Annotated in this window: 14 protein-coding genes and 1 tRNA gene; 6 read left to right on the forward strand and 9 right to left on the reverse strand. The window is 63.2% G+C overall.

Translation table 11 applies throughout. The annotated features are described in order from the left end of the window. Window positions 1–44 precede the first annotated feature (44 nt). Genes yajC through queA form a run of 3 tightly spaced genes read right to left on the reverse strand, consistent with a single transcriptional unit; the run spans window position 45 to window position 2,602 of the window. Window positions 45–380, reverse strand: coding sequence for a preprotein translocase subunit YajC (gene yajC, locus JOY50_RS22860; RefSeq protein ID WP_016484964.1), 336 nt, complete (start codon window positions 378–380; stop codon window positions 45–47). A 42-nt stretch (window positions 381–422) separates the two neighbouring features. Then, window positions 423–1,538 carry a tRNA guanosine(34) transglycosylase Tgt gene (tgt, locus tag JOY50_RS22865; RefSeq protein WP_016501406.1) on the reverse strand — a complete coding sequence of 372 codons (1,116 nt, stop codon included), beginning with the start codon at window positions 1,536–1,538 and terminating at the stop codon, window positions 423–425. Window positions 1,539–1,552: 14 nt separating this feature from the next. After that, complete coding sequence (gene queA / locus JOY50_RS22870) at window positions 1,553–2,602, reverse strand: tRNA preQ1(34) S-adenosylmethionine ribosyltransferase-isomerase QueA (protein WP_132846451.1); 1,050 nt, start codon at window positions 2,600–2,602, stop codon at window positions 1,553–1,555. 107 nt (window positions 2,603–2,709) lie between these two features. Between queA and JOY50_RS22875 the strand changes: the two genes are divergently transcribed. From JOY50_RS22875 to JOY50_RS22890, 4 genes are all read left to right on the forward strand, one after another. Then, window positions 2,710–2,794, forward strand: a tRNA-Leu gene (locus JOY50_RS22875). Between the two features lie 307 nt (window positions 2,795–3,101). Next, window positions 3,102–3,749, forward strand: coding sequence for a serine protease (locus JOY50_RS22880; RefSeq protein WP_243055902.1), 648 nt, complete (start codon window positions 3,102–3,104; stop codon window positions 3,747–3,749). 170 nt (window positions 3,750–3,919) lie between these two features. Continuing rightward, window positions 3,920–4,399 (forward strand): GNAT family N-acetyltransferase, encoded by a 480-nt coding sequence (locus JOY50_RS22885; RefSeq protein ID WP_132846406.1) that lies wholly within the window; start codon window positions 3,920–3,922, stop codon window positions 4,397–4,399. Between the two features lie 97 nt (window positions 4,400–4,496). Next, window positions 4,497–5,390: a bestrophin family protein gene (locus JOY50_RS22890; RefSeq protein WP_132846405.1), complete on the forward strand. Its 894-nt coding sequence runs from the start codon at window positions 4,497–4,499 to the stop codon at window positions 5,388–5,390. 36 nt (window positions 5,391–5,426) lie between these two features. Here JOY50_RS22890 and phnE read toward each other — a convergent pair whose 3' ends face one another. From phnE to JOY50_RS22910, 4 genes are read right to left on the reverse strand one after another with little or no spacing between them, the layout of a single operon-like run. Further along, window positions 5,427–6,194 carry a phosphonate ABC transporter, permease protein PhnE gene (gene phnE / locus JOY50_RS22895; protein WP_132846404.1) on the reverse strand — a complete coding sequence of 256 codons (768 nt, stop codon included), beginning with the start codon at window positions 6,192–6,194 and terminating at the stop codon, window positions 5,427–5,429. Further along, on the reverse strand, window positions 6,191–7,018 hold the full coding sequence (locus JOY50_RS22900; protein ID WP_019472634.1) for an ABC transporter permease: 828 nt from the start codon (window positions 7,016–7,018) through the stop codon (window positions 6,191–6,193). The genes phnE and JOY50_RS22900 overlap by 4 nt, the downstream gene beginning before the upstream one ends. Next, the gene (locus tag JOY50_RS22905; RefSeq protein ID WP_243055889.1) at window positions 7,012–7,821 is read right to left on the reverse strand and encodes a phosphonate ABC transporter ATP-binding protein; all 810 of its coding nucleotides are present in this window, start codon (window positions 7,819–7,821) and stop codon (window positions 7,012–7,014) included. Before JOY50_RS22905 ends, JOY50_RS22900 begins: the two co-directional genes overlap by 7 nt. Further along, complete coding sequence (locus JOY50_RS22910) at window positions 7,818–8,672, reverse strand: putative selenate ABC transporter substrate-binding protein (protein ID WP_132846401.1); 855 nt, start codon at window positions 8,670–8,672, stop codon at window positions 7,818–7,820. Before JOY50_RS22910 ends, JOY50_RS22905 begins: the two co-directional genes overlap by 4 nt. A 126-nt stretch (window positions 8,673–8,798) precedes the next feature. On the opposite strand from JOY50_RS22910, the gene selD reads away from it, so the two are divergent. Both selD and mnmH read left to right on the forward strand, forming a co-directional pair. Next, complete coding sequence (selD, locus tag JOY50_RS22915; RefSeq protein ID WP_243055891.1) at window positions 8,799–9,833, forward strand: selenide, water dikinase SelD; 1,035 nt, start codon at window positions 8,799–8,801, stop codon at window positions 9,831–9,833. Continuing rightward, entirely contained in the window at window positions 9,833–10,945 is a 1,113-nt protein-coding gene (gene mnmH, locus JOY50_RS22920; RefSeq protein ID WP_243055893.1) for a tRNA 2-selenouridine(34) synthase MnmH, read from the forward strand. Before selD ends, mnmH begins: the two co-directional genes overlap by 1 nt. 123 nt (window positions 10,946–11,068) lie before the next feature. On the opposite strand, the gene JOY50_RS22925 is transcribed toward mnmH, so the two are convergent. Continuing rightward, window positions 11,069–11,455 carry a lysozyme inhibitor LprI family protein gene (locus JOY50_RS22925; protein ID WP_049274139.1) on the reverse strand — a complete coding sequence of 129 codons (387 nt, stop codon included), beginning with the start codon at window positions 11,453–11,455 and terminating at the stop codon, window positions 11,069–11,071. A gap of 20 nt (window positions 11,456–11,475) precedes the next feature. Next, window positions 11,476–12,015, reverse strand: coding sequence for a hypothetical protein (locus JOY50_RS22930; protein WP_132846399.1), 540 nt, complete (start codon window positions 12,013–12,015; stop codon window positions 11,476–11,478). Window positions 12,016–12,023 lie beyond the last annotated feature (8 nt).

Raw genomic sequence — 12,023 nt, forward strand, 5'->3', positions numbered from 1 at the left:
GCGGGGCGCTTTGCGCGCCCCGACTGGAAAATAAAACCGGTAACTCAGATAGCCTTGAGCGTACCTTTTGGCAGGGTTGCCGCGATGGCGCCCTTCTGGAACTTCAGCTCGACAGTGTCGGAAACTTCCAGCACCACGAAATCATCGGAAACCTTGACGATCTTGCCGGCGATACCGCCGTTGGTGACAACTTCGTCACCTTTCTGCAAGTTGCCGAGCAGGTTCTTCTGCTCTTTGGCGCGCTTGGCCTGAGGGCGCCAGATCATCAGGTAGAAGATGACCAGGAAACCGACCAGGAAAATCCACTCGAAACCGGTACCGGCTGGGCCAGCGGCAGGTGCTGCAGCGTCCGCGTATGCGGCGGGGATGAAGAAGCTCATTGGGCACTCCTAATGTAATTTTCTAATAATGGATGCAGACAGTCAGTCCAAAGGCGGTACAGGAAGCCCGCGCTTGGCGTAGAAGGCGTCGACGAAGGCGGCCAATTTACCCTGTTGAATAGCCTCGCGTAAACCGGCCATCAAGCGCTGGTAATGGCGCAAGTTGTGGATGGTATTTAGCATGCTGCTCAGCATTTCGCCGCACTTGTCCAGGTGATGGAGATAGGCGCGGGAGAAGTTGGTGCAGGTATAGCAGTCACAGGTCGGGTCCAGCGGCGATTCATCGTGGCGATGGAACGCATTGCGGATCTTGATCACCCCTGTATCGACAAACAGATGGCCGTTACGTGCGTTACGCGTAGGCATCACGCAGTCGAACATGTCGACGCCGCGGCGCACACCCTCAACCAGATCTTCCGGTTTGCCTACCCCCATAAGGTAACGAGGTTTGTCAGCAGGCATCATGCCCGGCAGGTAATCCAGCACCTTGATCATTTCGTGCTTGGGTTCGCCGACCGACAGGCCGCCAATGGCCAGGCCATCGAAGCCGATGTTTTCCAGGCCTTCCAGCGAGCGCATGCGCAGGTCCTGGTACATGCCGCCCTGGACGATGCCAAACAGCGCCGCGGTGTTGTCGGCGTGGGCGTTCTTCGAGCGCTGGGCCCAGCGCAGCGACAGTTCCATGGAAGTACGTGCCACGTCGTGCTCGGCCGGGTACGGGGTGCACTCGTCGAAGATCATCACCACGTCCGAGCCCAGGTCACGCTGCACCTGCATCGACTCTTCCGGGCCCATGAACACCTTCGAGCCATCGACTGGCGAGGCAAAGGTCACGCCCTCTTCCTTGATCTTGCGCATGGCGCCCAGGCTGAACACCTGGAAGCCACCGGAGTCGGTGAGGATCGGGCCTTTCCACTGCATGAAGTCGTGCAGGCCGTTGTGCTTCTTGATCACCTCGGTGCCCGGGCGCAGCCACAGGTGGAAGGTGTTGCCCAGGATCATCTCGGCGCCGATGGCCTCGATATCGCGTGGCAGCATGCCCTTGACCGTGCCATAGGTGCCCACCGGCATGAACGCCGGGGTTTCCACCGTGCCACGTGGGAAGGTGATGCGACCACGACGGGCCTTGCCGTCGGTAGCCAGCAGTTCGAAGGACATTCGACAGGTGCGACTCATGCTTGATCCTCGGGGCCGCGTGGCGCCGGATTGCGGGTGATGAACATGGCATCACCGTAACTGAAGAAGCGGTACCCGTTCTCGACCGCCGCCGCGTAGGCAGCCATGGTCTCGGGGTAACCGGCGAACGCCGAGACCAGCATCAGCAGCGTGGACTCCGGCAGGTGGAAGTTGGTGACCAGGGCATCGACCACATGGAACGGCCGGCCCGGGTAGATGAAGATGTCGGTGTCGCCGCTGAAGGCCTTGAGTACGCCATCGCGCGCCGCGCTTTCCAGCGAACGCACGCTGGTGGTACCGACCGCGATCACCCGGCCGCCACGTGCACGGCAGGCCTCGATGGCATCGACCACATCCTGGCCCACTTCGAGCCATTCCTTGTGCATGTGGTGGTCTTCGATCTTGTCGACCCGCACCGGCTGGAACGTGCCCGCACCCACGTGCAGGGTAACGAAAGCCCGCTCCACACCTTTGGCAGCAATCTTTTCCAGCAGCGCTTCGTCAAAGTGCAGGCCCGCAGTGGGCGCGGCAACCGCACCGGCGCGCTGGGCGTACACGGTCTGGTAGCGCTCACGGTCGGCGCCCTCGTCGGGGCGGTCGATGTAGGGCGGCAGCGGCATGTGGCCGACACGGTCGAGCAATGGCAGCACCTCTTCGGTGAAGCGCAGCTCGAACAGCGTGTCATGGCGTGCGACCATTTCGGCCTCGCCACCGCCATCGATGAGGATGACCGCGCCTTCTTTCGGCGCTTTGCTGGCACGCACATGGGCCAGCACCCGATGGCTGTCGAGCACGCGCTCGACCAGCACTTCCAGCTTGCCGCCGGAGGCTTTCTGGCCAAACAACCGCGCCGGGATGACCCGGGTGTTGTTGAACACCATCAGGTCGCCGGGGCGCAGATACTCGAGCAGGTCGGGGAATTGCCGGTGCGCCAGCGCGCCGGTCGGCCCATCGAGCACCAGCAGACGGCTGCCATGGCGCTCGGCCAACGGGTGGCGGGCGATCAGGGAATCAGGGAGTTCGAAGGAAAAATCGGCGACGCGCATGATGATGTTCGGTTCGGCAGGGCCGGGAAGTTTAGCCCAATGTGTGAAAATTGACCATGAAAGCCGATTGACCGACTAGCGGCACCTCTCTATACTGCGCGCCACACGCCCTGATGGCGGAATTGGTAGACGCGGCGGATTCAAAATCCGTTTTCGAAAGGAGTGGGAGTTCGAGTCTCCCTCGGGGCACCAAGATCCGGAAAAAACCGACCTTATGGTCGGTTTTTTTATGCCTGAATTTTGGTCTCACGTAGAGATTGCAGCGTGGAAAGTCACGGCAGGAGCAGCACGGAATAGTTGACGGCACCCCAATGACTTCGCGTCCTGCAGCCATATCTGCATTCTATTGGCCGCAGTCAGGATTAACACTTAAGCTGTCATTCGTCGGATATAAGCCGAAAGTATTGTTAGCGTAATAGCACTTGGCCATAGTTGCGCTCCCATTTCTCCACGCCCTGTGTGACCCATGAAAACAATCGCGCCCTGTATGGCGGCAATGATGCTGCTCAGTGGGTGCAATGGAGTGCCAACGTCGTACGTTTCAGATCCCGTTTACAGCCAGGCTTTCGTGGTCACCTCGGGTGCGCCGCTGCCGATGTTGCTGATGGCCAGTGCCATCCAGTGGAACGAGGATTACGCAGTAACCGCCAAACACACCCCCTTCCTGCGCAACGTGGTCCACGAGGGCCTCGGCGATGTGGTGTTCTTCAAGCACAAGGCCAGCAGCGTGCCGCGCTGGCGCCAGTACGTGGCTGGGGAAGCGGTGACGGCGGTAGGTTTCAACAGTTTCATGATGCCGATGCAGGGCAAGGGCCATGCCCTGCCGTCATTGGTACGCCTGGAAGGCACCCCTGGCAGTGTCTTCTACTCGGTGCATGACGGCCCGATCACCAAGGGCATGTCGGGCGGACCCGTGTTTGCCGATGACGGCACGGTGGTGGGCATCAACGTCGCCATCATTCCCACCAGCGAGATTGACGCCGGCAAGCGTCCCGACCTGGCCGGCAAGGACCGGATCAGCGTGTTCATGTCGTTCAGCGAAATCGACAAGGAATGGCGGCGCTATCAGTACCTGCTGGCGCACAAGGCCAAGCCCCAGGCACCGGCTTCGGTCAAAGGCTACGTGGCGGTGGCCGCCAAGCCTTGAATCGGGGCGCGATGTTGGATGGAAAGCGGCCTATGATGTGAGGCTGATGGCCTCTTCGCGGGTAAACCCGCTCCCACAGGGCCTGCACACGATTTGAGTCTTGTGCAGTACCTGTGGGAGCGGGTTCACCCGCGAAGAGGCCCGATCCGCTAGCGCAAGAGGGACCTGCCATGCACCTGACCCACCGCCCCATCCACCCTGACGACATCCCGGTCATCTGCAATTTCCCGCAGGGCCCGGACGAACTGTTCTACATGTTCCCCAAAGCCACCTACCCCCTCACCCCCAACCAGCTGAGCGACGCCATAGCCCAACGCAGCGGCTCCACGGTAGTGGAAGGTAATGGCGCTGTCCTGGCCTTCGCCAATTTCTACAAAGCCGAACATGGCGGCGTATGTGCCTTGGGCAACGTAGTGGTGGCCCCCAGCGCCCGCGGCTTTGGTGTAGCGCGTTATCTGGTAACGGCAATGATCGACCTCGCCCGCCTGCAGTACAGCGCCCGGGAGGTCTGGGTGTCATGCTTCAATCACAACACCGCCGGCCTGCTGCTTTATCCACAGCTGGGCTTCACACCGTTCGGCATCGAGGAGCGGCAAGCGTGGGACGGCACGCGGGTAGCGTTGGTGCAGATGAAGCAGGTGTTCAGCTAGCAAGATACGTTTGCTCACACACCTCGACGAACCGCACCGAACCATGCCCTTCCCTCGACGTCCGATCCTGCATCCCCCGCGTTTCGAGGTACCCCGCGTGAAAGACATCATCACCCGCAAGTACCGCCTGGTCGTGAAGACCATCGGCTACATCGGCTGGTCGCTGTTCTGGCTGCTGATCTGGGATGTGCTGGTCACCATCGATTTCATGCTGTTCTTCAACAGCAAGTTCACCCTGCCGCTGATCCCGCTGACCTTGCTGGGCTCGGCGCTGGTGGTGCTAGTGAGTTTTCGCAACAGCAGTGCCTACAACCGCTGGTGGGAGGCGCGCACGTTGTGGGGGGCGCTGGTGAACGGGTCGCGCAGCTTCGCCCGGCAGACGCTGACCCTGATCGATGACCCGGATGATGGCCTGAACCCGGTCAAGGCCACACTGCTGCGCAGGCATATCGCCTATGTGAACTGCCTGGCGGCGCACTTGAAGGGGGAACGCTGCCCGGACGAGCTGATGGCCTTCATCCCACCCGCGGAGTTCGAACGCCGCAACCGTTCGAACAACTTCGCCAATGACATTCTCGGCGGTTCGGCGGCCTTGCTGGCGCGGGAATACAAGGCCGGGCGGCTGGACAGCATTCGCCTGGCCCGGCTGGAGTCGACGCTGGTGGACCTGTCCAACGCCCAGGGTGGCATGGAGCGGATTGCCAACACGCCGCTGCCCTACCCTTATGTGTATTTTCCGCGGCTGTTCATTACCCTGTTCTGTTTGATCGTGCCGGTGGGGCTGGTGGAGTCCCTGGGCTGGTTCACACCGCTGGCATCGACGGTGGTGGGGTTCATGCTGCTGGCCATCGAGCGGATCGGGACTGATTTACAGAGCCCGTTCAGGTTCAGTGAGCACCAGATCCAGATGGATACCATTTGCGAGACGATCGAGCGGAACCTGGAGTCGATGCAGCGGGAGGCGCAGTGTGCCGAGGCGGTGGATGCCTGAGGAATTTTGCGGCTGCCTTACAGCCCCGGCTATGTGTCAGGCCCGCACATAGCGCTGACGCAACGCATCGCTCAACACATCCACCAGCAACACCAGCACCAGCATCCCGATGATCACCGTGCTGGCCTGGGCCTCCTGGAACAGGCTCAAGGTGGTGTACAGCATCTGCCCCAAGCCACCCGCGCCGACAAACCCCAGCACGCTGGCCATGCGGATGTTGTTCTCCCAGCGGTACAAGCTGTAGGCCAGCAATTGCGGCCACAGATTAGGCAAGGTGCCAAAGCAGAAAGCCGCCACCTGGCTGCCGCCCTGCAGGCGGATAGCCGCTGCCGGCTCTGGCGGTGCGTTCTCCAGCGCCTCGGCAAACAACCGCCCCAGCACGCCAGCGGTGTGCAGCGCCAGGGCCAAGGTACCCGCATTGGGGCCAAGGCCTGCCGCCAGCACCGTCAGCGCCGCCCATACCAGTTCAGGGATGGCCCGCAGGGCATTCAGCAACAACCGCGCCGCGCCCTGCAGCGGCCAGCCGAAACGCCCCGCCGCCGGCAGCGCCAGCAACATCCCCAGCACCATGGCCAACAAGGTGCCCAGGCCAGACATGGCCAGGGTCTCCAGCGCCCCATGCCACACTGCCTTCAGGTGATCGGCAGACAGGTCCGGGTGCAGGAAACGCCCGGCATACTGGCCCATTTGCCCTAACCCGCCGTTGCCTACCAGTGCGCGCAGGTCCAGCTCAAGGTAAGCAAACGAGGCCACCACCGCCACCGCGATGGCGCCAAGCAGCAACAGGTTGATTGCGCGGTTCATGCCAGCCTCCAGCGCAGCAGGCGGCTGAGCAGGTCGGCCAGCATCACCAGCAGCAGGAACGTCAGCAGCATGCTCGCCACTTGCGCACCGGCGAACATGCGCATCGACAGGTCGATCTGCTGGCCCAGCCCGCCAGCACCGACAAAGCCCATCACCACAGAAGCCCGGACCGCGCACTCCCAGCGGTACACGGTGTACGACACCACTTCTGATGCAGCATTGGGCAGGATGCCGTAGAGAAACGCCGCCAGCCGGCCACTGCCCGCCTGCAGCAAGGCATGGGCCGGGCGCTGATCGACCGACTCGAAGATTTCGGCGTAGACCTTGCCGAGCATGCCGCTGTAGGTGATGGCGATAGCCAGTACACCCGCCGTCGGCCCCAGCCCAACGGCGCGAACGAACAGCAGCGCCCAGACAATTTCCGGCACGCTGCGCAGAAAAATGAGCAACCCGCGCACCGGCAGGCGCAGCAGCCGCGACCATAGCCCGGCACGCCCGCCACGGGAGGCTGCACGCAACGACAAGGCGCGGCTAGCCATAAGGCCGGCCGGAACGGCCAGCAGCAATGCCAACGCCATGCCGGCGGTGGCCACGGCCAGGGTCTGCAGCGTGGCTTCGTACAGCAACGCAAGAAACTCGGCATCGTGTGCCGGTGGCCAGAAGGCGCTGGTAAAACTGGCAATCTGCTGTCGGTTCTCAGCTTGCAGCAGTACCCATGGGTTCAACTCGCTCAACTGAATGCCAGGCCACAGCACGACCACGGCCAGCAAGGCCAGCAGCAACCGCGGCAGCAGGGCCGGGTCGCGGGTGTGGGCCTTCAGCATCGCGGAATCTGCACGGTCAGGCTCGGCCCTTGGGTTGGCGGCGAAGCCAGTTGTTCGTTGGCGTACAGCGCATCCAGCATGGGTTGGGTGACCGCATCGGCCGGGCAGTCAAACACCACCCGCCCCTCGCGGATACCGATCACCCTAGGGAAATGCGCCAGCGCCAGCTCCACGGCATGCAGGCTCGCCACCAGCGTCACACCGTTGGCCTGGGCATGGCGGTTGAGCAAGGCCAGGCTGTGGTCGGCCAGCACCGGGTCCATGGCCGACACCGGCTCATCGGTCAGCAGCACCTGCGGCCGCTGGTACAGCGCCCGGGCAATGCCCACGCGCTGCAACTGGCCACCGGACAATTGCCCACACTGCACGAACAGTTTGTCGGCCAGCCCCAGCTCCGCCAAAACCTGCCGTGCCCCGGGTACATCGCCGGGGTACAGCAGGTTGAGCAAGCCGCGCATTACCCCCCACTGCCCCAGGCGGCCGGCCAGTACTGCCGTCACCACCCGCTGGCGTGGCGGCAAGGGCGGCGCCTGATGCACCAGGCCAACCCGCGCCCGCAGGCGCTGGCGTGCCCGGGCCAACAACGCCCAAGGCTGCTCGCCGAGCAGCTCCAGGCGCCCGCCGCTGGGCTGGATGGCCGTGGCCATCAGGTGCAGTAAGCTCGACTTGCCCGCCCCCGACGGCCCGATGATGGCGACTCGCTCGCCCTGCCCGATGCACAGGCTGACCGCGTCAAGCGCGCGGACCTGGCCATGGCGCAGGCTGGCACCGTGCAGATGGATGGCTACATTCGAAGCGGTCACTTGAGCAGGCCGGCCTCGCGTGCGGCTTGCTCGGTGCCCACGTAGTTCTCAGGTTTGGTTTCGATGAAGCGGCTGGCAGCCTGCAGGTCCAGGATCGCCTTGTGCTCCGGGTTGGCCGGGTCGAGGCCAAGGAAGGCTTGCTTGATCTTCTCCTTCAACGCCGGGTCCATGTTGCCGCGCACGGTCCAGTTGTAGTCGAAGTAGGTAGGCGTGGTGGCAAACACCTTCACCTTGTTGGTATCCACCTTGCCGGCGTCCACCAGCTTTTGCCACACACTGGCGTTGAGCACGCCACCATCGACCTTGCCAGCCTGCACCCAGGCCACGGTGGCGTCATGGGCGCCAGAGTAGGCCACACGGCTGAAGTACGCTTCAGGCTTGATGTTGTCCTGCTTGAGCATGAAGTAACGCGGCATCAAGCTGCCCGACGTGGACGAAATGGAACCGAAGGCAAACGACTTGCCCTTGAGGTCGGCCAGGCTCTTCACGTCGGGGTTGGCAGTGATGAACTTGGAGGTGAACTGCGCGTCCTGCTCACGCTGCACCAGCGGCGTGGCAGTCGGGTCCTTCAGGTGTACCTGGACAAACGTGAACCCGCCCAGCCAGGCCAGGTCCAGGCGGTCGGCGGCCAGCGACTCGACCACCGCCGGGTAATCGGCCACCGGTACGAACTTCACTTCCATGCCCAGCTGCTTGGCCAGGTATTCACCCAGTGGCTTGAACTTGCGCTGCAGTTCGGTAGGCGCCTCGTCGGGGATGGCGCTGACCCGCAGGGTTTCAGCAGCCTGAACGGCAACGGCACAGCAAGACAGCACGAGACCTGCGGCGAGCGCCAAGGGGCGGTTGAGCATGTGTATTCTCCGGTTCAATAGCGGGGAAATGCCGACAAATCCGCCGACGGTGTGAATTATAAGAGGCAGGGGCACAAAGGCCAGCTTTGCTACAATCGCGCAACAATTTGACCTGCTGAGGTACACATGAGCGAGCCGATTCGCCTGACCCAGTACAGCCATGGTGCCGGCTGTGGCTGCAAGATTTCCCCCAAGGTGCTGGACGTGATCCTCGCCGAAAGCGGCACCCAGGCCCTGGACCCTAAACTGTGGGTCGGCAACGCCTCCCGCGACGATGCAGCAGTGTACGCACTGGACGATGAGCGCGGCGTGGTCTCGACCACCGATTTTTTCATGCCGATCGTCGATGATCCGTACGACTTCGGCCGCATCGCCGCCACCAACGCCATCAGCGACATCTATGCCATGGGCGGCGACCCGCTGATGGCCATCGCCATCCTTGGCTGGCCAGTCAACGTGCTGCCACCAGAAGTGGCCCGTGAAGTGATCCGCGGCGGCCGCGCCGTGTGCGCCGAAGCCGGCATCCCGCTGGCGGGTGGCCACTCCATCGACGCCCCCGAGCCAATCTTCGGCCTGGCCGTCACCGGTGTGGTCAGCAAGCGCCACCTCAAGCGCAACGACACCGCCACGGCTGGGTGCCAGCTGTACCTGACCAAGCCACTGGGCATCGGCATCCTCACCACCGCCGAGAAAAAGGCCAAGCTGCGCGAGCAGGATCAGGGCCTGGCGCGCGACTGGATGTGCACCCTCAACACCCCCGGCAGCCGCTTCGGCAAGCTCGACGGGGTCAAAGCCATGACCGATGTCACCGGCTTCGGCCTGCTCGGCCACCTGGTCGAGCTGGCCGAAGGCAGCGGCCTCACCGCGCACCTGGACTACGCCGTGGTACCGCGTCTGCCCAGTGTCGACCACTACCTGGCCGAGGGCTGCATCCCCGGTGGGACCCTGCGCAACTACGAAAGCTACGGGCACAAGATCGGCGCCCTCAACGACGACCAGAAACACCTGCTGTGCGACCCGCAGACCAGCGGCGGCCTGCTGGTGGCGGTTGCGCCGGAAGGTGAAACCGAGTTCCTCGCCGTAGCTGCCGAACTGGGCCTGCAACTGTCGCCTATCGGCAACCTGGTCGAGCGACAGAGCCACGCGGTCGAGGTGATCTGATGCGCCCCGACTGCACCGACTTCCGTCAGCTGTTCCTCGACGACGTGCCGATGATGGACATGCGCGCGCCTGTTGAATTCGCCAAAGGCGCCTTCCCTGGCGTGGTCAACCTGCCGCTGATGAACGACCAGGAGCGGCAGAAGGTCGGCACCTGCTTCAAACAGCAGGGCCAGGCGGCCGCCATCGCCCTGGGTCACCAACTGGTCAGCGGCGCCACCAAGCAGGCGCGGATGGACGCTTGGGTGGCGTTCGCCCAGGCCCACCCGCAAGGTTACCTGTACTGCTTCCGGGGCGGCCTGCGTTCGCAGATCGTGCAGGGTTGGCTGCGCGATGAGGCAGGCATCCAGTACCCGCGTGTCAAAGGTGGCTACAAGGCCATGCGCACCTTCCTGCTGGAGACTACCCAGCAGGCGGTGGCGCAATGCGATTTTGTGCTGGTGGGCGGTTTGACCGGTACCGGCAAGACCGATGTGCTGCACCAGCTGGACAACGTGCTCGACCTGGAAGGCCACGCCAACCATCGCGGTTCCAGCTTCGGCAAACGTGCCACTGCTCAACCGGCGCAGATCGATTTCGAAAACCAGCTGGCCATCGATGTGCTGAAAAAGCGCGCCCGCGGCTGCGAGCAGTTCGTGCTGGAAGATGAAGGCCGCATTGTCGGCAGCTGCACGGTGCCACTGGAGTTGTACCAGGGTATGCAGCAGTACCCGCTGGTGTGGCTGGAAGACCGCTTCGCCAACCGCGTGGAGCGCATCTTGCGCGACTACGTGGTCAACCTGAGTGCCGAGTTTATCGCCGTACATGGCGAAGAGGATGGCCGCCGGTTGTTTGCCGAGCGCATGCTGCAAAGCATGGCCAACATCAACAAGCGCTTGGGTGGGGAGCGCTATCAGCGGCTTTCTGAGATCCTGCGCCTCGCCCTTGAAGCGCAACAGCGCAGCGGCGCGGTGGACCTGCACCGGGGCTGGATCGAAGGCTTGCTGAACGAGTATTACGACCCGATGTATGCCTACCAGCGTGCGGCCAAAGCCGAGCGTATCGAGTTTGCCGGGGATGCCGTGGAAGTGCGCGAATACCTCAAGGCCCGGGCGCTGCGCGAGCCTCGCCAGTAAAAGCGGGGCCGCTTCGCGCCCCATCGCCGGCAAGCCAGCTCCCACAGGTTGGGTGCCATTTTCTACCAGTGAGCTGTACCTGTGGGAGCTGGCTTGCCGGCGATGGGGCCGGTTCAGGCAACCTCACTGCCCGGGGCTGAGCACCCGTTCCAGCTCCGCCGCCCGGTCGCGGGTCATGTCCATCATGCATGACCCGCCCTCCAGCTGCGCCATGGTCCCGCCACTGGCCTGCACATGAAACTGGCAATTGCCATCGCGGTAGGCAAGCCATTTACGCTGCACATCCCGCAAGCTTTTCTGCTGCCCGGCATCCAGCTTGCCCATCAATTGCTTGTATACCCGGTTCAGACGCTGGTCCTGCACGTGCGTCTCGGCCTGGATGCACTCGCTCATAGCCACGGTGCTGGAGGCCTTGTCCATGCACTTTCCGTAGGCCGGCGTGTAATCGTCCGCCACGGCCAGCGGCAAAACGCAGGCCAGTGCCAGGCCTGTCAGGCAATGCTTGATCATGCAAACCCTCCTTGCGGGTATCAAAACGACTGCGGCTGTTCCGGCGGCATCAGTACCTTGCCTGGCTGGAAGCGCAACGATGGCATCTGCGTTGCCGAATAAAGCGCCACGCCCAGCGCCGCAATCACCGCCACATCCAGCCAGTTCCAGCCCGGCATGTCGTCGGCGCTACGTGCTTTCCAGCAATGCCAGGCCTGCCCCAGGCAGAACACCCCGATGGCCGCCAGCCACAGATAGAAACCAGCACCGAAACCGGTCAGGTCGTGAAACTCATAGCTCTGGTTGTCCGGCAAGCGGGTGATGCCGAAACTGCTGGCCGCCAGGTACGCCGCCGCCAACCCGGCCAGCAATGCCAGGCGGCGGAACCGCCGATGGGCAAGAATGGCCAGGGCCAGCAGCGGGTTGGCAAACCATTGGTACAAACCGAACGGCATGCCCCATGGCCCGTACAGCAACATCTGCAGGGCCGGCATGTGGCGTGCGCCGCTCATCAGCGCGCCATCGAAAAACAGGGCGAGCAGATACAGCAGCAGGCTGATGCTCAAGTAGAAAACGGGCAAGGGGCACA

The organism is Pseudomonas sp. BP01 (assembly GCF_022760795.1).
GTDB classification, from domain to species: domain Bacteria; phylum Pseudomonadota; class Gammaproteobacteria; order Pseudomonadales; family Pseudomonadaceae; genus Aquipseudomonas; species Aquipseudomonas putida_Q.

Bases quoted from the DNA above. Each gene is read 5' to 3' on its own strand.
- yajC (WP_016484964.1), bottom strand. From the start codon at position 380: ATGAGCTTCTTCATCCCCGCCGCATACGCGGACGCTGCAGCACCTGCC.
- tgt (WP_016501406.1), bottom strand. From the start codon at position 1,538: ATGTCCTTCGAACTGCTGGCTACCGACGGCAAGGCCCGTCGTGGTCGC.
- queA (WP_132846451.1), bottom strand. From the start codon at position 2,602: ATGCGCGTCGCCGATTTTTCCTTCGAACTCCCTGATTCCCTGATCGCC.
- JOY50_RS22880 (WP_243055902.1), top strand. From the start codon at position 3,102: ATGCTGCTCAGTGGGTGCAATGGAGTGCCAACGTCGTACGTTTCAGAT.
- JOY50_RS22885 (WP_132846406.1), top strand. From the start codon at position 3,920: ATGCACCTGACCCACCGCCCCATCCACCCTGACGACATCCCGGTCATC.
- phnE (WP_132846404.1), bottom strand. From the start codon at position 6,194: ATGAACCGCGCAATCAACCTGTTGCTGCTTGGCGCCATCGCGGTGGCG.
- JOY50_RS22900 (WP_019472634.1), bottom strand. From the start codon at position 7,018: ATGCTGAAGGCCCACACCCGCGACCCGGCCCTGCTGCCGCGGTTGCTG.
- JOY50_RS22910 (WP_132846401.1), bottom strand. From the start codon at position 8,672: ATGCTCAACCGCCCCTTGGCGCTCGCCGCAGGTCTCGTGCTGTCTTGC.
- selD (WP_243055891.1), top strand. From the start codon at position 8,799: ATGAGCGAGCCGATTCGCCTGACCCAGTACAGCCATGGTGCCGGCTGT.
- mnmH (WP_243055893.1), top strand. From the start codon at position 9,833: ATGCGCCCCGACTGCACCGACTTCCGTCAGCTGTTCCTCGACGACGTG.
- JOY50_RS22925 (WP_049274139.1), bottom strand. From the start codon at position 11,455: ATGATCAAGCATTGCCTGACAGGCCTGGCACTGGCCTGCGTTTTGCCG.